Origin of the sequence: Microbacterium sp. 18062, from assembly GCF_902706225.1 — a bacterium.
In the GTDB taxonomy this organism is placed as follows: domain Bacteria; phylum Actinomycetota; class Actinomycetes; order Actinomycetales; family Microbacteriaceae; genus Microbacterium.
In genome coordinates, this window is the sequence record NZ_CACSKB010000012.1 from 55,235 (window position 1) to 74,851 (window position 19,617).

A 19,617-nucleotide genomic window follows, 5' to 3' on the forward strand; every position below is an offset into this window, starting at 1 on the left:
CTCGACATGGCTGACATCAACTCCAAGATCTCCCAGGGCCTTCTCGGCACCAAGCTCGGCATGACGCAGGTCTGGAACGAGCAGGGCAAGCTCGTCCCGGTCACGGTCATCCAGATCACCCCGAACGTCGTCACGCAGGTGCGCACGCCCGAGAAGGACGGCTACAACGCCGTCCAGATCGCCGCCGGCCAGATCGACCCGCGCAAGGTCACGAAGCCCCTCGAGGGCCACTTCGACGCAGCGGGCGTCACCCCGCGTCGCCACGTCACCGAGATCCGCACCGCGAACGCCGCTGACTACTCACTCGGTCAGGAGCTCACGGTCGACGGCGTCTTCGATGCCGGACAGCGGGTCGACGTGGTCGGCACCAGCAAGGGCAAGGGCACCGCCGGCGTCATGAAGCGCCACAACTTCAAGGGTGTGTCCGCCTCGCACGGTTCGCACCGCAACCACCGCAAGCCCGGCTCGATCGGCGCATCGTCGACCCCGAGCCGCGTCTTCAAGGGCATGCGCATGGCCGGCCGTATGGGTGGCGAGCGCGTGACCGTCCTCAACCTGACGGTGCACGCCGTCGACGCCGAGAAGGGTCTGCTGCTCGTCAAGGGCGCCGTCCCCGGCGCGCGTGGCCGCATCGTCTACGTCCGCAACGCAGTGAAGGGGGCCTGAGCACATGGCTGACTCGACTCTCGCGCTCGACGTCCAGGCCGCCGGCGGAAAGACGACCGGTTCGGTCGAGCTGCCCGCCGAGCTGTTCGACGTCAAGACGAACATCCCGCTCATCCACCAGGTCGTCGTGGCGCAGCTCGCCGCGGCACGCCAGGGCACGCACTCGACCAAGCGTCGTGGCGAGGTCTCCGGCGCCGGCCGCAAGCCGTTCAAGCAGAAGGGCACCGGTAACGCCCGTCAGGGCTCGATCCGCGCCCCGCACATGACCGGCGGTGGCATCGTCCACGGTCCGAAGCCGCGCAACTACTCGCAGCGCACCCCCAAGAAGATGGTCGCAGCGGCCCTTCTCGGCGCGCTGAGCGACCGCGCCCGCGGCGAGCGTCTGCACATCGTGGAGACCTTCGGCATCGAGGGCGTGCCCTCGACCAAGACCGCCGCGACCGTGCTCGCCACCCTCGCGCCGACGAAGAACGTCCTCGTCGTCATCGAGCGTGGCGACGAGATCAGCGTGAAGAGCGTGCGCAACCTCGCGTACGTCCACGTGCTGACCTTCGACCAGCTGAACGCCTACGACGTGCTCGTCTCCGACGACATCGTCTTCACCAAGGCCGCCTTCGACGCCTTCGTCGCGTCGAAGACCGCCACCGAGGAGGTCTCGGCATGACCGCCGTGAACAAGGACCCGCGCGACATCATCCTGAAGCCGGTCGTCTCGGAGAAGAGCTACGGTCTCATCGACGAGGGTAAGTACACGTTCTACGTGGATACCCGCGCGACGAAGACCGAGATCAAGCTCGCCATCGAGAAGATCTTCGGCGTCAAGGTCGCTTCGGTCAACACGATCAACCGCGTCGGCAAGGTCCGCCGCACCCGCTTCGGCGCAGGCAAGCGCAAGGACACCAAGCGCGCGATCGTCACGCTGAAGTCGGGCACCATCGACATCTTCACGGCAGTCGGCTGACGGTCGGGATAGAGGACACAGATTATGGCTATTCGCAAGTACAAGCCGACGACCCCGGGTCGCCGTGGCTCGTCGGTGGCGGACTTCGCCGAGATCACGCGATCGACGCCTGAGAAGTCGCTGCTCCGTCCGCTCGCCAAGACCGGCGGCCGGAACAACCAGGGCCGCATCACGACCCGCCACATCGGCGGTGGGCACAAGCGTCAATACCGCGTGATCGACTTCCGTCGCAACGACAAGGACGGGATCAACGCGAAGGTCGCTCACATCGAGTACGACCCCAACCGCACCGCGCGCATCGCGCTCCTGCACTATCTGGACGGCGAGAAGCGCTACATCCTCGCGCCGAACAAGCTGCAGCAGGGCGACATCGTGGAGTCGGGCGCCTCGGCCGACATCAAGCCCGGCAACAACCTGCCGCTGCGCAACATCCCCACCGGTACCGTGATCCACGCGATCGAGCTGCGTCCCGGCGGCGGAGCGAAGCTGGCCCGTTCGGCGGGCGCCTCGGTGCGTCTGGTCGCCAAGGACGGCCCGTACGCTCAGCTGCGTCTGCCCTCGGGCGAGATCCGCAACGTCGACGCGCGCTGCCGTGCGACGATCGGCGAGGTCGGCAACGCCGAGCAGTCGAACATCAACTGGGGCAAGGCCGGCCGCAACCGCTGGAAGGGCATCCGCCCGACCGTCCGCGGCGTCGCGATGAACCCGGTCGACCACCCGCACGGTGGTGGTGAGGGCAAGACCAGCGGTGGACGCCACCCGGTCACGCCGTGGGGCCAGCCTGAGGGCCGTACCCGTCACGCCAACAAGGAAAGCGACAAGTACATCGTCCGCCGTCGCACCGCCGGCAAGAAGCGCAAGTAGGGAACAGAAGATGCCACGCAGTCTTAAGAAGGGCCCCTTCGTCGACGAGCACCTGCTTCGCAAGGTCGTGTCGCAGAACGAGGCGGGTACCAAGAACGTCATCAAGACCTGGTCGCGGAGATCGATGATCGTCCCGGCCATGCTCGGCCACACGATCGCCGTGCACGACGGACGCAAGCACATCCCCGTGTTCGTGACCGAGACCATGGTCGGCCACAAGCTGGGCGAGTTCTCGCCCACCCGCACCTTCCGCGGCCACGTGAAGGACGACAAGAAGGGCCGCCGCCGCTGACGCGGAGGCGCATAGAGGAGAAGAAATGGTGGAGTCCATCGCACGCGTGCGACACATCCGCGTGACCCCTCAGAAGGCTCGTCGTGTCGTCGCGCTCATCAAGGGGAAGCAGGCCGAAGAGGCCCTCGCCATCCTGAAGTTCGCGCCGCAGAGCGCCAGCGAGCCGATCTACAAGCTCGTGGCCTCGGCGGTCGCCAACGCTCGGGTGAAGGCGGACAAGGAGAACGAGTTCCTCGACGAGCAGGACCTGTTCATCAAGAACGCGTTCGTCGACGAGGGCACGACGCTCAAGCGGTTCCGGCCGCGGGCCCAGGGTCGCGCCTTCCAGATCAAGAAGCGCACCAGCCACATCACGGTCGTCCTGTCGACCCCCGACGTGGCAGAGTCCGCTCCGGCAAGTTCCAAGAAGGCGAGCAAGTAATGGGACAGAAAGTCAACCCGTACGGCTTCCGCCTCGGCATCACCACCGACCACGTGTCGCGGTGGTTCTCCGACTCGACGAAGCCGGGCCAGCGCTACGCCGACTATGTGGCCGAGGACATCAAGATCCGTAAGCTCCTGCTGACGAGCCTCGACCGCGCGGGCGTCAGCAACATCGAGATCGAGCGCACGCGCGACCGCGTCCGCGTCGACATCCACACCGCGCGTCCGGGCATCGTCATCGGTCGCCGCGGCGCTGAGGCGGAGCGCATCCGCGGCGACCTCGAGAAGCTGACCGGAAAGCAGATCCAGCTCAACATCCTCGAGGTGAAGAACCCCGAGGCCGACGCCCAGCTGGTCGCGCAGGGCATCGCCGAGCAGCTCTCCGCGCGTGTGGCCTTCCGCCGCGCGATGCGCAAGGGTCTGCAGGGCGCGCAGCGCGCCGGGGCCAAGGGCATCCGGATCCAGGTCTCGGGTCGCCTCGGCGGCGCCGAGATGAGCCGGTCGGAGTTCTACCGTGAGGGTCGTGTGCCGCTGCACACGCTGCGCGCGAACATCGACTACGGCTTCTACGAGGCCAAGACCACCTTCGGCCGCATCGGCGTGAAGGTCTGGATCTACAAGGGCGATCTGACCAACAAGGAGCTCGCCCGCGAGCAGGCCAACGCCCCGAAGTCCCCGCGCGGTCGTGACGACCGCGGCGGTGACCGTCGTCGCGGCCCCCGCAACGAGGCCCCTGTCGCAGAAGGAGCGTCTGCCTGATGCTTATCCCCCGTAAGGTCAAGTACCGCAAGCAGCACCACCCCGGGCGATCCGGTCAGGCGACCGGTGGCACGAAGGTGTCGTTCGGCGAGTACGGCATCCAGGCCTTGACCCCCGCCTACGTGACGAACCGTCAGATCGAGTCCGCTCGTATCGCCCTGACCCGTCACATCAAGCGCGGTGGCAAGGTGTGGATCAACATCTACCCGGACCGTCCGCTCACCAAGAAGCCGGCTGAGACCCGCATGGGCTCCGGCAAGGGCTCGCCCGAATGGTGGGTTGCGAACGTCAAGCCGGGTCGTGTGCTGTTCGAGGTGTCCGGCGTCGATGAGTCGCTGGCCCGCGAGGCTCTGACCCGTGCCATCCACAAGCTGCCGCTCAAGGCACGCATCATCAAGCGCGAGGAGGGCGACGCATAATGGCGATCGGCACCAAGCAGCTCGCCCCGAGCGAGCTCGACACGTTCGAAGACCAGCGCCTCGTCGAGGAGCTGCGCAAGGCCAAGGAAGAGCTGTTCAACCTGCGCTTCCAGTCGGCCACCGGCCAGCTCGAGAGCCACGGCCGCATCCGCGCCGTGAAGCGCGACATCGCACGGCTGTACACGGTGATCCGCGAGCGCGAGCTCGGGATCCGTGCCACGCCCGTCGCGGCGGCGCCGGCTCCCTCGAAGGCGAAGAAGACGAAGGCGAAGAAGACCGAGGACGCCTCGGCCGACGCCGAAGGAGAGGCTGAGTGATGGCCACCACGAAGAAGGCTGCCGCCGAAGAGCAGACCACCGGGCACGAGAGCTCCGCGCACGACGTCCGCGACGTCAACGCCCGTGGCTACCGCAAGGCGCGCCGCGGCTACGTCGTCAGCGACAAGATGGACAAGACCATCGTCGTCGAGGTCGAGGACCGCGTGAAGCACCCGCTGTACGGCAAGGTCATTCGCCGCACCTCCAAGGTGAAGGCGCACGACGAGACCAACTCGGCCGGCATCGGCGACCTCGTCGTCATCAACGAGACCCGTCCGCTGAGCGCCACCAAGCGCTGGCGCCTGGTCGAGATCGTCGAGAAGGCCAAGTAAGGCCCCCCAATCCGGTCCCTGCCCTTCGTCCCGCTTCGCTCGCTCAGGAATCGCGAGACGAAGGCAAACCCAAGGAGTAAGAAGTGATTCAGAACGAATCCCGCCTGAAGGTCGCCGACAACACCGGCGCCAAGGAGCTGCTCACGATCCGTGTGCTCGGCGGCTCCAACCGGCGTTACGCGGGCGTGGGCGACGTCATCGTCGCCACCGTCAAGGACGCGATCCCGGGCGGAAACGTCAAGAAGGGCGACGTGGTCAAGGCCGTCGTCGTCCGCACTGTCAAGCAGACCCGTCGTCCCGACGGTTCCTACATCAAGTTCGACGAGAACGCCGCCGTCATCCTGAAGAGCGACGGGGAGCCTCGCGGCACCCGTATCTTCGGGCCGGTCGGCCGTGAGCTTCGTGACAAGAAGTTCATGAAGATCGTCTCGCTGGCCCCGGAGGTCATCTGATCATGGCGAAGATCAAGAAGGGTGACCTGGTTCAGGTCATCACGGGCGCAAAGCCCGAGCGCGGCGGCGACCGCGGCAAGCAGGGCAAGGTCCTCGAGGTCCTGGCCGAGCAGAACCGCGTCATCGTCGAGGGCGTGAACTACGTCACCAAGCACACCCGCGTGGGCCAGACCCAGCGCGGCACCAAGACGGGCGGCATCGAGACCTTCGAGGCTCCCATCCACATCTCCAACGTCGCCGTCGTAGACCCCTCGACCAAGAAGCCGACCCGCGTCGGCCATCGGGTCGAGGAGCAGACGAAGGACGGCGTGAAGCGCACCGTCCGCGTGCGCTTCGCGAAGAAGTCAGGTAAGGACCTCTGATGAGCACCGACACTGCCGCGGTGGCTGGCAAGATCCAGCCCCGCCTGAAGCAGAAGTACCGTAGTGAGATCCAGCAGAAGCTGCAGGAGGAGTTCGGCTACAAGAACGTCAACCAGATCCCCGGTCTCGTGAAGGTCGTGGTGAACACCGGCGTCGGCGAGGCGGCTCGTGACAGCAAGGTGATCGATGGTGCGGTCGACGACCTCACCAAGATCACCGGCCAGAAGCCGGTCGTCACCAAGGCCCGCAAGTCCATCGCGCAGTTCAAGCTGCGCGAGGGCCAGGCCATCGGCGCACACGTCACCCTCCGGGGCGACCGGGCCTGGGAGTTCCTGGACCGGCTCGTGAACCTCGCGCTGCCCCGCATCCGCGACTTCCGCGGTCTCTCGCCCCAGCAGTTCGACGGCCACGGCAACTACACGTTCGGGCTGCAGGAGCAGGCGGTCTTCCACGAGATCGATCAGGACAAGATCGACCGCGTGCGCGGTTTCGACATCACCGTCGTGACCGACGCGACGACGGATGCAGAGGGCCGTGCGCTGCTGCGTCACCTCGGCTTCCCGTTCCGTCAGGACGACAAGGCGTAACACCCATCCCGGCAACCGCCGGATCCCACCACAGGTCGGCCGTCGTGTAACGGCGGTCGAAACCTGGTGAACGAAGGACGATCCACATGACCATGACAGACCCGGTCGCAGACCTGCTGACCCGTCTGCGCAACGCGAACTCGGCGCACCACGACTCCGTGTCGCTGCCGAGCTCGAAGCTCAAGACCCACATCGCCGACATCCTCAAGCAGGAGGGCTACATCTCCGGCTGGGAGATCGCCGATGCCCGCGTCGGTCAGACCCTGACCCTGACGCTGAAGTACGGCCCCAACCGCGAGCGGTCCATCGCCGGCATCAAGCGCGTGTCGAAGCCGGGCCTGCGCGTGTACGCGAAGTCGACCGAGATCCCCAAGGTCCTCGGCGGTCTCGGCGTCGCGATCCTGTCCACCTCCTCCGGTCTTCTGACCGACCGGCAGGCCGAGTCGAAGGGCGTGGGTGGGGAAGTCCTCGCCTACGTGTGGTGACGAACAATGTCGCGTATCGGACGTCTTCCCATCGACATCCCCGCCGGAGTCACCGTCTCGGTGGCCGGTAAGGACGTCGCCGTCAAGGGCCCCAAGGGCGAGCTCTCGCTCACCGTGGCCTCTCCCATCGAGGTGAAGGTGGAGGAGAACCAGGTTCTCGTCACCCGCCCCGACGACGAGCGCGAGTCGCGGTCGCTCCACGGCCTGACCCGCACGCTCATCAACAACAACATCATCGGTGTCACCGAGGGCTACTCCAAGGGCCTCGAGGTCGTCGGTACCGGTTACCGCGTGGCGCAGAAGGGCTCGTCCGTCGAGTTCGCGCTGGGCTTCTCGCACCCCGTGCTCATCGAGCCGCCGGCAGGCATCACCCTGACGGTCGAGGGCAACAACAAGGTCACCGTCAGCGGCATCGACAAGCAGGCCGTCGGCGAGGCGGCTGCCAACATCCGCAAGATCCGCAAGCCCGAGCCCTACAAGGGCAAGGGTGTGCGCTACGCCGGCGAGATCGTGCGGCGCAAGGCCGGAAAGGCTGGTAAGTAACCATGGCCGTGACTTCGAAGTCAGACGCGCGCGCGCGTCGTCACGCCCGTCTTCGCAAGAAGATCGCGGGCTCCGCCGACCGTCCCCGTCTCGTCGTGACCCGCTCGGCCCGCCACGTCTTCGTGCAGGTCGTCGACGACAGCCAGGGCCACACCGTGGCCTCGGCCTCGACGCTCGAGACCGACCTGCGCGGGTTCGACGGCGACAAGACCGCCAAGGCGCGCAAGGTCGGCGAGCTCGTCGCCGAGCGCGCGAAGGCCGCCGGCGTGTCGGACGTCGTGTTCGACCGCGGTGGCAACCGCTACGCCGGTCGCGTCGCCGCGATCGCCGAGGGCGCCCGCGAAGGAGGGCTGAACCTGTGAGTGACGCAGTGCAGAATCAGAATGGGGAGACCGAAGTGACCACCGATGCCGCTCAGGCAGCGCCTGAGGCTGCTGCCGCAGAGGCGCAGCGCGAGCCCCGCGAGGCCCGCCGTGGCGGTCGCGAGCGCAACCCCAACCGCGACCGCAACTCGCGCGACCGTTCGGAGAGCCAGTTCCTCGAGCGCGTCGTCACGATCAACCGCGTGTCGAAGGTCGTGAAGGGCGGACGTCGGTTCAGCTTCACCGCTCTCGTGGTCGTCGGTGACGGCAACGGCGTGGTCGGCGTCGGCTACGGCAAGGCCCGCGAGGTGCCCCTGGCCATCTCCAAGGGCGTCGAGGAGGCCAAGCGCAACTTCTTCCGCGTGCCGCGCTCCGGCTCGACCATCCCGCACCCGGTGCAGGGTGAGGCCGCCGCCGGCGTGGTGCTGCTGCGCCCCGCCGCGGCCGGTACCGGTGTCATCGCAGGCGGTCCCGTGCGTGCCGTGCTCGAGTGCGCCGGTGTGCACGACGTGCTGTCGAAGTCCCTCGGCTCGTCGAACACGATCAACATCGTGCACGCGACCGTCGCCGCGCTGAAGCAGCTCGAAGAGCCGCGTCACGTCGCCGCCCGTCGCGGTCTCGACTTCGACCAGGTCGCCCCGGCCCGCCTCGTGCGCGCCGAGGCCGAGGCCGCCGCGGCGCAGAAGGTAGGTGCCTGATGGCCGAGCGTCTGAAGGTGACGCAGATCAAGTCCAAGGTGAGCGAGAAGCAGAACCAGCGTGACACGCTGCGCAGCCTCGGTCTCAAGCGGATCGGCGACTCGGTCGTCCGTCCCGACGACGCGCAGACGCGCGGCTACGTCAAGACCGTCGCCCACCTCGTGAAGGTTGAGGAGATCGACTGATGGCTGAGAACGACAAGGTCGAGGCCGAGGGCGCCGAGAAGGCCCCCGCCAAGAAGCCTGCCGCACGCAAGCCGGCGGCGAAGAAGGATGCGGCCCCCAAGGCCGCGAAGAAGGACGTCGCGGTCTCGCGTCCCGGCGTCCTGAAGGTGCACCACCTGCGTCCGGTCCCCGGATCCAACACCGCCAAGACACGTGTCGGCCGCGGTGAGGGCTCGAAGGGCAAGACGGCCGGTCGCGGCACCAAGGGAACGAAGGCGCGCTACCAGGTCCGTCAGGGCTTCGAGGGCGGCCAGATGCCGCTGCACATGCGCACCCCCAAGCTGCGCGGGTTCAAGAACCCGTTCCGCGTCGAGTACCAGGTCGTGAACCTGGACAAGCTCGCGGAGCTGTACCCGACCGGTGGCCAGGTCACCGTCGGCGACCTCGTCGCCAAGGGCGCGGTGCGCAAGAACGAGAAGGTCAAGGTGCTCGGCACCGGCGACATCTCCGTGAAGCTGAACGTCGAGGTCGACAAGGTCTCGGGTTCCGCTGAGCAGAAGATCGTCGCCGCCGGCGGCACCGTCAAGTAACCCACGGACAGGGGTCGGAAGCTCGCTTCCGGCCCCTGTCGTCCTTCCGGAGCAAGGTCCGCCTAAGCCGAACGCCGCCGCGTGGGATAGCCTGGTGATCTGTGTGCGCACCGCGCGCCGGAACCCTTTCTGGAGGAACCCACGTGTTCAGCGCTATCGCGCGCGTGTTCCGCACGCCTGACCTGCGGCGGAAGATCGCATTCACCCTCGGCATCATCGTGCTGTACCGACTCGGTGCACACGTGCCCTCGCCGTTCGTGGATTTCCCGAACGTGCAATCGTGCCTCGCCGACACCTCGAACACCCAGGGCGTTCTGTCGCTGGTGAACCTGTTCTCCGGCGGCGCGCTGCTTCAGCTGTCGATCTTCGCGCTCGGCGTCATGCCCTACATCACGGCGACGATCATCGTGCAGCTTCTTCGCGTGGTGATCCCGCACTTCGAGACCCTGTACAAGGAGGGCCAGGCCGGCCAGGCCCGCCTGACGCAGTACACCCGGTACCTCACGATCGCGCTGGCGCTCCTGCAGTCCACGACGCTCGTCACGGTCGCCCGCAGCGGCCAGCTGTTCGGCACGACCGGCGTCGCGGCCTGCGAGCAGCTGCTCACGAACGACGCCTGGTGGGCGCAGCTGCTCATGATCATCACGATGACCGCCGGCACCGGCCTCATCATGTGGTTCGCCGAGCTCGTCACCGAGAGGGGCATCGGCAACGGCATGTCGCTGCTGATCTTCACCTCGATCGCCGCGACCTTCCCCGCCGCCATGTGGACCATCTGGCAGGCGCAGGGCTTCGAGGTCTTCCTTCTCGTGCTGGCGGTCGGAGTCGTGATCGTCGCGCTGGTCGTGTTCGTGGAACAGTCGCAGAGACGCATCCCCGTCCAGTACGCGAAGCGCATGGTGGGCCGGCGCACCTACGGCGGGACGAACACCTACATCCCGATCAAGGTGAACATGGCCGGCGTCGTGCCGGTCATCTTCGCCTCGTCGCTGCTGTACATCCCCGCCCTGATCTCCCAGTTCAACCAGACGCCCAACGCCGACGGAGAGCTGCCGGGCTGGGTGGTCTGGATCCAGAACTACATGACCCGCGGCGACCACCCGCTGTACTGGCTCGTCTACTTCCTGCTCATCGTCGGCTTCACGTACTTCTACGTGGCGATCACCTTCAACCCGGTCGACGTCGCGGACAACATGAAGAAGTACGGCGGGTTCATCCCCGGCATCCGTGCGGGCCGCCCGACGGCGGAATACCTCGATTACGTGCTCACGCGCATCACCCTGCCGGGATCGATCTATCTGGGCCTCGTGGCGCTGATCCCGCTGATAGCCCTCGCCACGGTCAGCGCCAACCAGAACTTCCCGTTCGGCGGCACGTCGATCCTGATCATGGTGGGCGTCGGACTCGAGACCGTGAAGCAGATCGACGCCCAGCTGCAGCAGCGCCACTACGAAGGACTCCTCCGATGACCGCGACCCCTCGACTTCTGATCGTCGGCCCCCAGGGGTCGGGCAAGGGAACGCAGGGCCTGCGTATCGCCGAGGCCTTCGGCATCCCCGCTGTCTCCACCGGAGACGTGTTCCGCGCGAACATCGCGGAGGGCACCGACCTCGGCCGTCAGGTGCAGGCGATCATCGCCGCCGGCGACCTCGTGCCCGACGAGCTGACCAGCGCCGTGGTGCGGGACCGGCTCGCGCAGGCGGATGCGGCCGTCGGATTCCTGCTCGACGGCTACCCGCGCAACCTCGGACAGGTCGCCGACCTCGACGGCTTCCTCGAGTCGCGCGACGAGAGCCTCGCGGCCGTCGTCGAGCTGAGCGTGCCGCGGGACGAGAGCATCTCGCGTCTGGCCCGTCGCGCCGAGGAGCAGGGGCGCACCGACGACACCGAAGAGGTGATCGCGAACCGCCTGGCGATCTACGAGCGCGAGACCGCGCCGATCCTCGACGTGTACCGCGAGCGCGGCCTGGTCGACGCGATCGACGGTGTGGGCTCGCTCGACGAGATCACCGAACGGATCCTCGTCGCGCTCATCGCGCGGGGCCTGAACCCCGCATCCTGACCCGTGCTGCGTCGTTCGATCTACAAGTCGCCGGCCCAGCTGCGGGCGATGGTCGAGCCGGGACTCATCACGGCCGCGGCGCTGCAGGCGGTGCGCGACCTGATCGCGCCGGGGGTCACGACCGGTGAGCTGGACGCGGCGGCGGCGGGTGTCGTCACGGGACGGGGCGCGCAGTCCAACTTCCAGCTCGTCCGCGGATACCGGCACACGACGTGCGTGTCCGTGAACGAGCAGGTCGTCCACGGCATCCCCGGCGACCGGGTGCTCGAGCCCGGCGACATCGTGTCGATCGACGCGGGGGCCCAGTTCGGCGGCTGGAACGGGGACGCGGCGATCACGATCGTCCTGCCCGACCCGGCCCGCCCGGAGATCGTGTCGCTCCGCGAGGAGCTTTCGAGGGTGACCGAGGGATCGCTGTGGGCGGGTATCGCCGCGATGGCGCGTGGCGCTCACATCGGCGAGATCGGTGCCGCGATCGAGGACCACGTCCACGCCGCCGGTCACGGATACGGGATCCTGCGCGACTACGTCGGTCACGGCATCGGGCGGAGGATGCACGAGGCGCCGTCGGTGTTCAACTACCGCGTGCCGGAACCCGGCCCGCGGATCCAGCCGGGTCTCGTGCTCGCGATCGAGCCGATGATCGTGGCGGGGTCCGAGGAGACGTTCGTGGAGGACGACGACTGGACGGTCTCCACCCGGGACGGCTCAGCCGGCTCACACTGGGAACATAGCGTCGCCGTCCATGATGGTGGGATCTGGGTTCTCACCGCGCCCGACGGGGGAGCCGCAGGGCTGGCGCCGTTCGGCGTGCGCCCGGTCGAGATCGAGTAAGGACGGACGATGGCAGCCGCACAAGGCAGGACGAACTGGTTCGCGGTCTGGGTGAGCGTGGCGGCGGTCGTGGTGATCGTGGGGATCGGCGCGCTCGTGGTGGTCATGAACAACATCGCCTCCGACCCGGGCGTCGCGCCGGAGGCCTCCAACGTCGACTCGGACACGGGAGCGATCTCGTTCGGGACGGGCGAGAACACGGTGGACACCTACGTCGACTTCATGTGCCCCTACTGCAACCAGTTCGAGCAGACCGAGGGTCCGGTGATCCAGGACCTGATCGCCTCCGGCGACATCACGCTGAACGTGCACCCGGTGGCGATCCTCGACCGTCTGTCGCAGGGCACCGAGTTCTCGAGTCGTGCCGCGAGCGCGATGTATGCGGTCGCGGCCGCGGATCCGGCGAACGCCTACGCGTTCCTGCAGGCCATGTACGAGAACCAGCCCGACGAGAACTCGACCGGCCTGACCGACGATCAGATCGTGCAGATCGCCCGGGACGCGGGTGTGGACGTCACGGATGCGCTCGAGGAGTCGATCACCTCGCACGAGTACCTGCAGTTCGCGCAGTCGCGGGCGCTGCCGGACGGAGCGACCGGCACTCCGACGCTGGTCGTCAACGGTGAGCTCGTCAGCGTCACGTACGACGCGCAGACCGACATCGTCGCGCGGCTGCAGTAGCACCTCCGGTCGCATGTTCTGTGTGCTCCCTGCATCGCGAGAAACCACATCCGTCGCGAGAATCGCCACCATACGTGATGTTGTCGCGGGGATGTGGTTTCTCGCAGTCAGCGGGAGCGCGGGTTGTGCCGCAGTGTGGCGAGGTACGCGGCGTGGGGAGCGGCGATGCGGGGCACTCGCGCCCGCATGAGACGGCCTTCGAGCGGATCGACCGCCATGGCGTCCGACCAGTCCCAGCGCATGAAGGAGTCGCAGGAACGGCGCAGCCGATCTTCCCTTCGCTTCTCGTGCACCATCCGGCTGACGGTGGCGTCGACTGTATCGCCGGCGTACTTGCCGTAGCCGTCCGATTCGCCGATGGCGCGCACCTGCCGCCAGAAGAAGTCCACCCGGTCCTCGTGGGCGCCGTCGAAGAACGAGACCTGTACTTCCGGCGCCTCGAACCCCAGCCAGATGATGACGGCTCTGCTGACGGATTCGCCGACCGACTCGGTCGCGGGCTCTACGAGCGGTAGGAGCGCGGCCATCTGGCGGCGACCGCGTGTTCCGATCCCGGCGCTGGCGCGCACGCGCATCTCTGCGACGGTCGTCGCGTCGGCACGGGCGCTGGCGGTGGCCGCGTCGCCCACCGCCAGCGCGAACGCCGGAGGAAGGACGCGCATCAGATCGATCCCGGTGTCCAGGAGCGAGGTGAGCAGCATCCCGTCCGCCGCGATGACCTCACGCTCGTCGCGGCTGGTGTGCACGCAGACATCGCCGAACCGACGGGACCGCGTGCGCTCCGTATCGAACACGTGGATGTCGCGCGGTTCGCCGAACAGAGGGAGCCTGTGCAGAGCGGCTGCGGATTCGTACGCGAGCGCGGCGGACGGATGCTGCAGCGCGAACGCGTGCACGCGGGCGAGGTAGCGCTGCCATGGCTTCAACGAGAGCCACGCGTCTCGAGGCGCGTACACACCGCTGCGAACGCGGACGTAACGCCGATCGTCGTGCAGGCGGACACGGGTGATCATCGCCTCCGCGGAGAGGAACAACGGGACGGGGCTGGGCGCGGGCGAGAGCATCCGTGAAGTCTGCGCCGAGACCCTCCGCATCCCGATGCTGTTCCCGGCGTCTGGGTAAGGATGCGGCCTTCCCTGACCTCGGGAGAACAAGTGCGCTCCGTGAGAAATCACACGTAGGCCGAGACATCACGCTATGCGCCGCGTGTCAGGACGGAACTGGTTTCTCGCGGTGGGGTGGCAAAGGGAGCCCCCGAGTGGCGGGACCGGAAACTATCACGTATAGTCGATCTTTGGTGCTTTGCGCCCATGTTGGCGTGTCGTAACGCCGAATCCCCATCCACCGCAGATCGACCGGTCTGCACTAGCGACAACGAGGCTATGGCTAAGAAAGACGGTGTCATCGAGATCGAGGGCACGATCTCCGAAGCTCTGCCGAACGCGATGTTCCGCGTCGAGCTGAGCAACGGACACAAGGTGCTCGCAACGATCTCCGGAAAGATGCGGCAGAACTACATCCGCATCATCCCGGAAGACCGTGTGGTCGTGGAGCTCTCGCCCTACGACCTCACCCGCGGTCGCATCGTCTACCGCTACCGCTAGACCGGTCGAGAAGTAACGGCCCGGATTCTCCGGGCACGAAGACAGCGAACAGGAACATCATGAAGGTCAAGCCCAGCGTCAAGCCGATCTGCGATCACTGCAAGGTGATCCGTCGTCACGGACGCGTGATGGTCATCTGCAAGTCCAACCCCCGCCACAAGCAGCGCCAGGGCTGACGACCGGTTGACGGGTGCGGCGTCCGTGCCGCACCACACCCACAACTCAATACACATCGGCAGGATCGATGACTCCGCGCCCGCGCGGAGGACACCTCGGGTCGGAGGCCCGGGCACAGATCCTGCTCCACACCTCCACCGACTCCTAGGAGAGCCGCATGGCACGTCTTGCCGGCGTCGACATCCCGCGCGACAAGCGCGTGGTGATCGCACTCACGTACATCTACGGCATCGGCCGTACCCGTTCCGTCGAGATCCTCGCATCCACCGAGATCGACGAGAGCATCCGCGTCAAGGACCTCACCGATGAGCAGCTCATCGCGCTCCGTGACCACATCGAAGGCAACTACAAGGTCGAGGGCGATCTTCGCCGCGAGGTTGCCGCCGACATCCGCCGCAAGGTCGAGATCGGCTCCTACGAGGGTCTGCGTCACCGTCGCGGCCTGCCCGTGCGCGGCCAGCGCACCAAGACCAACGCGCGCACGCGCAAGGGTCCCAAGCGCACCGTCGCCGGCAAGAAGAAGGCGCGCTAGGTCGCGCCCCCAGGTTTAGGAGAACACGCATATGGCACAGGCCAAGTCCGCGGCGCGCAAGCCCCGTCGCAAGGAGAAGAAGAACATCGCGCTGGGCCACGCCCACATCAAGTCGACGTTCAACAACACGATCGTCTCGATCACCGACCCGTCGGGCGCCGTCATCAGCTGGGCCTCCTCGGGCGGCGTCGGCTTCAAGGGCTCGCGCAAGTCGACCCCGTACGCGGCCGGCATGGCCGCCGAGTCGGCAGCCCGCCAGGCGGCCGAGCACGGCGTCAAGAAGGTCGACGTCTTCGTGAAGGGGCCGGGCTCGGGCCGCGAGACCGCGATCCGCTCGCTGCAGGCCGCAGGCCTCGAGGTGGGTTCGATCCAGGATGTGACGCCGCAGGCGCACAACGGCTGCCGTCCCCCGAAGCGCCGCCGCGTCTGACGCCGGGAGCCGGGGTGCCGCACGGCACTCCGGCCGTCCGCACGTCCGGGGGCGCGGTGCGTCCGCGTCCGTCCGGTAACAACTCAACACCTCACCCACGCAAGTGTCATATAGCGGGCACTTAGCCGAAAGGAACACATCGTGCTCATCGCACAGCGTCCTACCCTGACCGAGGAGAAGATCGGGGAGTTCCGCAGCCGTTTCGTCATCGAGCCGCTCGAGCCCGGCTTCGGTTACACCATCGGCAATGCGCTGCGTCGCAGCCTCCTGTCGTCCATTCCGGGCGCCGCCGTCACCAGCATCCGCATCGACGGCGTGCTGCACGAGTTCAGCACCATCCCCGGCGTGAAGGAGGATGTCACCGAGATCATCCTCAACATCAAGCAGCTGGTCGTCTCCAGCGAGCGTGACGAGCCGATCACCGCGTACCTGCGCAAGACCGGTGCAGGCGAGGTCACGGCAGCCGACATCTCGGCGCCCGCGGGCGTCGAGGTGCACAACCCCGAGCTCGTCATCGCCACGCTGAACGACACCGCCCGCTTCGAGCTGGAGCTCACCATCGAGCGCGGTCGCGGCTACGTCTCGGCGACCCAGAACCGCAACGAGTACGCGGAGGCGGGCCAGGTGCCCATCGACTCGATCTACTCGCCGGTGCTGAAGGTCAGCTACCGCGTCGACGCCACCCGTGCGGGTGAGCGCACCGACTTCGACAAGCTCGTGCTGGACGTCGAGACCAAGTCCTCGATCGCTCCCCGCGACGCCGTCGCGTCGGCCGGTCGCACCCTCACCGAGCTGTTCGGCCTCGCCCGCGAGCTCAACGTCGAGGCCGAGGGCATCGAGATCGGTCCCGCGCCGGTCGAGACGGTCCTCTCCAACGAGCTGTCGATGCCCATCGAGGACCTCGATCTCTCGGTGCGTTCGTACAACTGCCTCAAGCGCGAGGGCATCAACACCGTCTCGGAGCTGGTCGCCCTCTCCGAGACCCAGCTGATGAACATCCGCAACTTCGGGCAGAAGTCGGTCGACGAGGTGCGCGACAAGCTCGTCTCGCTCGGTCTGTCGCTGAAGGACTCGGTGCCCGGTTTCGACGGCGCCCACTTCTACGGCGGCTATGACGACGAGAACGTCTGATCCGACCCTCCCCTGCGAATCCTGGAGTAACTGAGACATGCCCAAGCCCACGAAGGGTCCCCGCCTCGGAGGCGGTCCCGCACACGAGCGTCTGATGCTGGCGAACCTCGCCGCAGCGCTCTACACGCACAAGTCGATCACGACGACCGAGACGAAGGCCAAGCGTCTGCGTCCGCTCGCCGAGCGTCTGATCACGTTCGCCAAGCGCGGCGACCTGCACGCCCGTCGCCGGGTGCTGTCGGTCATCGGCGACAAGAACGTCGTGCACGTTCTGTTCACCGAGATCGCGCCTCTCGTCGCCGAGCGCGAGGGCGGCTACACCCGCATCGTCAAGGTCGGGAACCGCAAGGGCGACAACGCCCCCATGGCCGTCATCGAGCTCGTCCTCGAGCCCGTGACCAAGAAGGCATCGTCAGCGAAGCCCGCCACCGCGGCCGCAGCTCCGGCCGCGGATGCCGGAGCGGAGTCCTCCGAGGAGGGCGCGGCCGCTGAGGCTGCAGCCGAGGACGCCGTCGAGACGACGGCCGAGCAGGAGACCGCCGCGGACGCCGCTGCGGAGATCGCAGCCGACGACGACGCTGCCGAAGAGGCCGCCGTGACCGCCGAAGAGGCGACGAAGTCCGAGTGATCGTGCCACCGGGTCTTCCCGGTATCTGACGACGAAGCCCCGTGGGACTCTCGAGTCCCACGGGGCTTCGTGGTGCGCGGGGTGCGGCTCACCCGCCGTTTCCTGCGCGTCAGCTGCTCAGCGCCCCTGCGGGGCACTCCGTGGGGGTGGGAAAGCCCAGGCAATGCGCCTGTTCAACAGAACCGGGGCGGGGAGACTTTCGGGTCAGCGGCCGGGGTCGCTGACGACCAACGAAGGAAGCGAAATCTCCCCACTCCGGGGAGACTTTCGGGTCAGGAGGCGTGCGGGGCGCCCGGCGGCTGGAAGAGCTGTTCGCGCCGCAGCTCCTCGGCGTACTCGCGCCGCTCGGTGAACTCGGCGAGTCTGGCGCGAGCGCGCTCGGCTCGCTGCACGGCCTCGTCGACGGCTTCGGCGAAGACCCGGCCCCCGGCGGCACCGGGGTGGATCTGATCGCCCGCCAACAGATCCAGGTGCGGCGCGATGGCGTCCGACCAGTCGGCGACCTGGACCGCCGGACGTGCGCGGGCGAACGCTGCGAGGTCAGCGTTCACGCCGTCGGTCCACGACCGCGGTGCGTAGGCGTTCACCAGGATGAGCTGGCGGTCGGGACCGATCACCTCGAGGACGTCGTCGAGCGTGCGCGGCGAGATCGGCCCGTTCGTGCCGAGCGCGAGCACCACGAAGGGCCGGAGCTGTCCGGCGGCAGCGAGATCACGAAGGATTCCCGGAGCGGCATACATCGACCGCGACACGGCCGCGTCGACGTGGATGCCGGGGAAGTGCTCGAGGAGCCCCGGGGCGGAGGCCAGCATGACCGAGTCGCCGACCGCGGTGATCTGATCACCGCTCACGACGGCGCCCGTGCCCGGCGTCTCGGTCGGGGTGGGGAGCGGCTGCTGATCCTCGAGCGCCGCGATGCCCGCCTCGACGACCGCCTGTCCGCTGGAGACGGACGGCGCGGTGACGACGGCGGCGGTGGTGCCCGCGAGAAGGGCGACGGCCGCCGCGGCTGCGCCCCACGCGACGGCTCGGCGACGGGCGGAACCGCGCAGCGCGTCGCGGAAGGCGCGAGCGGTACGACGGAATCCGCGCCGCCGGACGGGCGTCTCCACCAGTCGGTACGATGCCTCCGCGGCGATCAGCGTGACCGCGAGCGCCACCGCTCCGACCCACGCCGGGAAGGGCTGATCGATGCCGGTGTCCTGGACGGCGGCGACGAGCAGGACGAGAACGGGCCAGTGCCAGAGGTAGATGCCGTAGGAACGGTCGCCGACCCAGCGCAGGGGCGCGACGTCGAGGGCGCGGCCGAGCCGGGAGCCGGGCCAGGCTCCGGCGGCGATCGTGATCACCGTCAGTCCGCTGGCGGCCAGAAGCGCTCCGGGGAAGGTCGCGATGGAGTGGGTCTGCGGCAGGAGCGAGATGAAGATCAGGCCCGCGAGGGAGGCGGCGCCGACCGCGGCGACGGCGACGCGAACCGTGCGCCGCTGCATCCATTCGCGATCGCGAGCGGTGAGCGCGCGCCAGAAGACGGCGAGCGCCACACCGAGAAGCAGCCCGAAGGCATGCGTGTCCGTGCCGAAATAGGCGCGTGTGATGTCGGCGCCGAGCGTCTGCGGCGACGCCGATCCTGCCAGGACGACGGCCGCCATCCAGGCCGCCGAGCCGACGGCGAGGACACCCGCGGCCGCGCCGCGCATCCAGGTCCGCGGCAGCAGCAGGAGCAGTGGCACCAGGAGCGGCCAGAGCACGTAGAACTGCTCCTCGACCGCGAGCGACCAGAGATTCCGGAACAGCTCCGTGCCGCTTGCGCTGAAGTAGTCGGTGCCGCCGAGGATCGAGAGCCAGTTGTAGCCGAAGGCCGCGGCACCCAGAAGCTGTCGTCCGAGATCGACCAGCACGTCGCCGCCGATCACCCACGCGGCCGAGGAGCAGACGACGAGCAGGAGGGCGAGCGCGGGGAGCAGCCTCCGTGCGCGACGCGTCCAGAACCCTCGCAACGAGATACGGCCCTTCTGCGCGTGCTCGCGCAGAAGGAGCGAGGTGATCAGGAAGCCGCTGATGACGAAGAAGACGTCGACGCCGATGAAGCCGCTCCCCAGCCACCAGCGCGGGAACAGGTGGTACACCACGACGAGGGCGACCGCGACGGCGCGGAGGCCGTCGAGTCCCGCGTAGCGGGCGCGCGGAAGGGCGGAGGTTCGGTGGGGGAGCATGACCAGGGACAATCCGGTGGAGATCCCTCAGTCTACGCACCGGCGGGAGG

Annotated in this window: 31 protein-coding genes; 29 read left to right on the forward strand and 2 right to left on the reverse strand. The window is 67.8% G+C overall.

The features are described 5' to 3' along the window. Positions 1-6 precede the first annotated feature (6 nt). The 23 genes from rplC (at position 7) to GVL03_RS06600 (ending at position 12,852) form a co-directional block, all read left to right on the forward strand. Entirely contained in the window at positions 7-666 is a 660-nt protein-coding gene (rplC, locus tag GVL03_RS06490) for a 50S ribosomal protein L3 (RefSeq protein WP_159500177.1), read from the forward strand. Between the two features lie 4 nt (positions 667-670). Continuing rightward, positions 671-1,330, forward strand: a complete 660-nt coding sequence (gene rplD, locus GVL03_RS06495; RefSeq protein WP_159500178.1) for a 50S ribosomal protein L4 — start codon at positions 671-673, stop codon at positions 1,328-1,330. Next, positions 1,327-1,626, forward strand: a complete 300-nt coding sequence (gene rplW, locus GVL03_RS06500; RefSeq protein ID WP_159500179.1) for a 50S ribosomal protein L23 — start codon at positions 1,327-1,329, stop codon at positions 1,624-1,626. Before rplD ends, rplW begins: the two co-directional genes overlap by 4 nt. Before the next feature lie 24 nt (positions 1,627-1,650). Then, positions 1,651-2,490, forward strand: a complete 840-nt coding sequence (gene rplB / locus GVL03_RS06505) for a 50S ribosomal protein L2 (protein ID WP_159500180.1) — start codon at positions 1,651-1,653, stop codon at positions 2,488-2,490. Between the two features lie 10 nt (positions 2,491-2,500). After that, on the forward strand, positions 2,501-2,782 hold the full coding sequence (gene rpsS, locus GVL03_RS06510; protein ID WP_047544487.1) for a 30S ribosomal protein S19: 282 nt from the start codon (positions 2,501-2,503) through the stop codon (positions 2,780-2,782). 25 nt (positions 2,783-2,807) lie between these two features. Next, positions 2,808-3,203 (forward strand): 50S ribosomal protein L22, encoded by a 396-nt coding sequence (rplV, locus tag GVL03_RS06515; RefSeq protein WP_159500181.1) that lies wholly within the window; start codon positions 2,808-2,810, stop codon positions 3,201-3,203. Next, complete coding sequence (gene rpsC / locus GVL03_RS06520; RefSeq protein ID WP_159500182.1) at positions 3,203-3,964, forward strand: 30S ribosomal protein S3; 762 nt, start codon at positions 3,203-3,205, stop codon at positions 3,962-3,964. The genes rplV and rpsC overlap by 1 nt, the downstream gene beginning before the upstream one ends. Continuing rightward, positions 3,964-4,383 (forward strand): 50S ribosomal protein L16, encoded by a 420-nt coding sequence (rplP, locus tag GVL03_RS06525; protein ID WP_159500183.1) that lies wholly within the window; start codon positions 3,964-3,966, stop codon positions 4,381-4,383. Before rpsC ends, rplP begins: the two co-directional genes overlap by 1 nt. Then, positions 4,383-4,700 carry a 50S ribosomal protein L29 gene (rpmC, locus tag GVL03_RS22600; RefSeq protein WP_159500184.1) on the forward strand — a complete coding sequence of 106 codons (318 nt, stop codon included), beginning with the start codon at positions 4,383-4,385 and terminating at the stop codon, positions 4,698-4,700. Before rplP ends, rpmC begins: the two co-directional genes overlap by 1 nt. Continuing rightward, on the forward strand, positions 4,700-5,032 hold the full coding sequence (gene rpsQ, locus GVL03_RS06535; RefSeq protein ID WP_159500185.1) for a 30S ribosomal protein S17: 333 nt from the start codon (positions 4,700-4,702) through the stop codon (positions 5,030-5,032). Before rpmC ends, rpsQ begins: the two co-directional genes overlap by 1 nt. 83 nt (positions 5,033-5,115) lie before the next feature. Further along, a complete protein-coding gene (gene rplN, locus GVL03_RS06540; RefSeq protein ID WP_159500186.1) occupies positions 5,116-5,484 on the forward strand; it encodes a 50S ribosomal protein L14 in 369 nt (122 codons plus the stop codon). A 2-nt stretch (positions 5,485-5,486) separates the two neighbouring features. Continuing rightward, a complete protein-coding gene (gene rplX, locus GVL03_RS06545; protein WP_159500187.1) occupies positions 5,487-5,846 on the forward strand; it encodes a 50S ribosomal protein L24 in 360 nt (119 codons plus the stop codon). Beyond that, positions 5,846-6,433, forward strand: coding sequence for a 50S ribosomal protein L5 (gene rplE, locus GVL03_RS06550; RefSeq protein WP_159500188.1), 588 nt, complete (start codon positions 5,846-5,848; stop codon positions 6,431-6,433). Before rplX ends, rplE begins: the two co-directional genes overlap by 1 nt. Before the next feature lie 86 nt (positions 6,434-6,519). Then, complete coding sequence (gene rpsH, locus GVL03_RS06555; RefSeq protein WP_159500189.1) at positions 6,520-6,918, forward strand: 30S ribosomal protein S8; 399 nt, start codon at positions 6,520-6,522, stop codon at positions 6,916-6,918. A 6-nt stretch (positions 6,919-6,924) separates the two neighbouring features. Further along, positions 6,925-7,461, forward strand: coding sequence for a 50S ribosomal protein L6 (gene rplF / locus GVL03_RS06560; RefSeq protein ID WP_159500190.1), 537 nt, complete (start codon positions 6,925-6,927; stop codon positions 7,459-7,461). Between the two features lie 2 nt (positions 7,462-7,463). Further along, positions 7,464-7,823, forward strand: coding sequence for a 50S ribosomal protein L18 (gene rplR / locus GVL03_RS06565; protein WP_159500191.1), 360 nt, complete (start codon positions 7,464-7,466; stop codon positions 7,821-7,823). 35 nt (positions 7,824-7,858) lie between these two features. Further along, positions 7,859-8,521: a 30S ribosomal protein S5 gene (rpsE, locus tag GVL03_RS06570; protein ID WP_235038045.1), complete on the forward strand. Its 663-nt coding sequence runs from the start codon at positions 7,859-7,861 to the stop codon at positions 8,519-8,521. Further along, a complete protein-coding gene (rpmD, locus tag GVL03_RS06575; protein WP_013583998.1) occupies positions 8,521-8,706 on the forward strand; it encodes a 50S ribosomal protein L30 in 186 nt (61 codons plus the stop codon). Before rpsE ends, rpmD begins: the two co-directional genes overlap by 1 nt. Next, complete coding sequence (gene rplO / locus GVL03_RS06580) at positions 8,706-9,275, forward strand: 50S ribosomal protein L15 (protein WP_159500193.1); 570 nt, start codon at positions 8,706-8,708, stop codon at positions 9,273-9,275. Before rpmD ends, rplO begins: the two co-directional genes overlap by 1 nt. Positions 9,276-9,418: 143 nt before the next feature. Next, complete coding sequence (gene secY / locus GVL03_RS06585) at positions 9,419-10,744, forward strand: preprotein translocase subunit SecY (RefSeq protein WP_159500194.1); 1,326 nt, start codon at positions 9,419-9,421, stop codon at positions 10,742-10,744. Then, positions 10,741-11,337, forward strand: a complete 597-nt coding sequence (locus tag GVL03_RS06590) for an adenylate kinase (RefSeq protein WP_159500195.1) — start codon at positions 10,741-10,743, stop codon at positions 11,335-11,337. Before secY ends, GVL03_RS06590 begins: the two co-directional genes overlap by 4 nt. 3 nt (positions 11,338-11,340) lie before the next feature. After that, positions 11,341-12,171: a type I methionyl aminopeptidase gene (gene map, locus GVL03_RS06595; RefSeq protein ID WP_159500196.1), complete on the forward strand. Its 831-nt coding sequence runs from the start codon at positions 11,341-11,343 to the stop codon at positions 12,169-12,171. 9 nt (positions 12,172-12,180) lie between these two features. Then, on the forward strand, positions 12,181-12,852 hold the full coding sequence (locus tag GVL03_RS06600) for a DsbA family protein (protein WP_159500197.1): 672 nt from the start codon (positions 12,181-12,183) through the stop codon (positions 12,850-12,852). Between the two features lie 107 nt (positions 12,853-12,959). Here GVL03_RS06600 and GVL03_RS06605 read toward each other — a convergent pair whose 3' ends face one another. Further along, complete coding sequence (locus GVL03_RS06605; RefSeq protein WP_159500198.1) at positions 12,960-13,916, reverse strand: hypothetical protein; 957 nt, start codon at positions 13,914-13,916, stop codon at positions 12,960-12,962. Positions 13,917-14,234: 318 nt separating this feature from the next. Here GVL03_RS06605 and infA point away from each other — a divergent pair, with 318 nt between their 5' ends. The 6 genes from infA to rplQ all read left to right on the forward strand — a co-directional run bounded on the left by infA (position 14,235) and on the right by rplQ (position 17,354). Next, a complete protein-coding gene (gene infA, locus GVL03_RS06610) occupies positions 14,235-14,456 on the forward strand; it encodes a translation initiation factor IF-1 (protein ID WP_047544504.1) in 222 nt (73 codons plus the stop codon). Positions 14,457-14,515: 59 nt separating this feature from the next. Further along, the gene (gene rpmJ, locus GVL03_RS06615; protein ID WP_017885303.1) at positions 14,516-14,632 is read left to right on the forward strand and encodes a 50S ribosomal protein L36; all 117 of its coding nucleotides are present in this window, start codon (positions 14,516-14,518) and stop codon (positions 14,630-14,632) included. A 158-nt stretch (positions 14,633-14,790) separates the two neighbouring features. After that, positions 14,791-15,165, forward strand: coding sequence for a 30S ribosomal protein S13 (gene rpsM, locus GVL03_RS06620; protein WP_159500199.1), 375 nt, complete (start codon positions 14,791-14,793; stop codon positions 15,163-15,165). Between the two features lie 31 nt (positions 15,166-15,196). Beyond that, positions 15,197-15,595: a 30S ribosomal protein S11 gene (gene rpsK / locus GVL03_RS06625; RefSeq protein WP_144807124.1), complete on the forward strand. Its 399-nt coding sequence runs from the start codon at positions 15,197-15,199 to the stop codon at positions 15,593-15,595. Positions 15,596-15,736: 141 nt separating this feature from the next. After that, the gene (locus tag GVL03_RS06630) at positions 15,737-16,726 is read left to right on the forward strand and encodes a DNA-directed RNA polymerase subunit alpha (RefSeq protein ID WP_159500200.1); all 990 of its coding nucleotides are present in this window, start codon (positions 15,737-15,739) and stop codon (positions 16,724-16,726) included. A 37-nt stretch (positions 16,727-16,763) separates the two neighbouring features. Then, positions 16,764-17,354: a 50S ribosomal protein L17 gene (rplQ, locus tag GVL03_RS06635; RefSeq protein WP_159500201.1), complete on the forward strand. Its 591-nt coding sequence runs from the start codon at positions 16,764-16,766 to the stop codon at positions 17,352-17,354. A gap of 272 nt (positions 17,355-17,626) precedes the next feature. On the opposite strand, the gene GVL03_RS06640 is transcribed toward rplQ, so the two are convergent. Beyond that, complete coding sequence (locus tag GVL03_RS06640; RefSeq protein ID WP_159500202.1) at positions 17,627-19,567, reverse strand: acyltransferase family protein; 1,941 nt, start codon at positions 19,565-19,567, stop codon at positions 17,627-17,629. Positions 19,568-19,617: the final 50 nt, after the last annotated feature.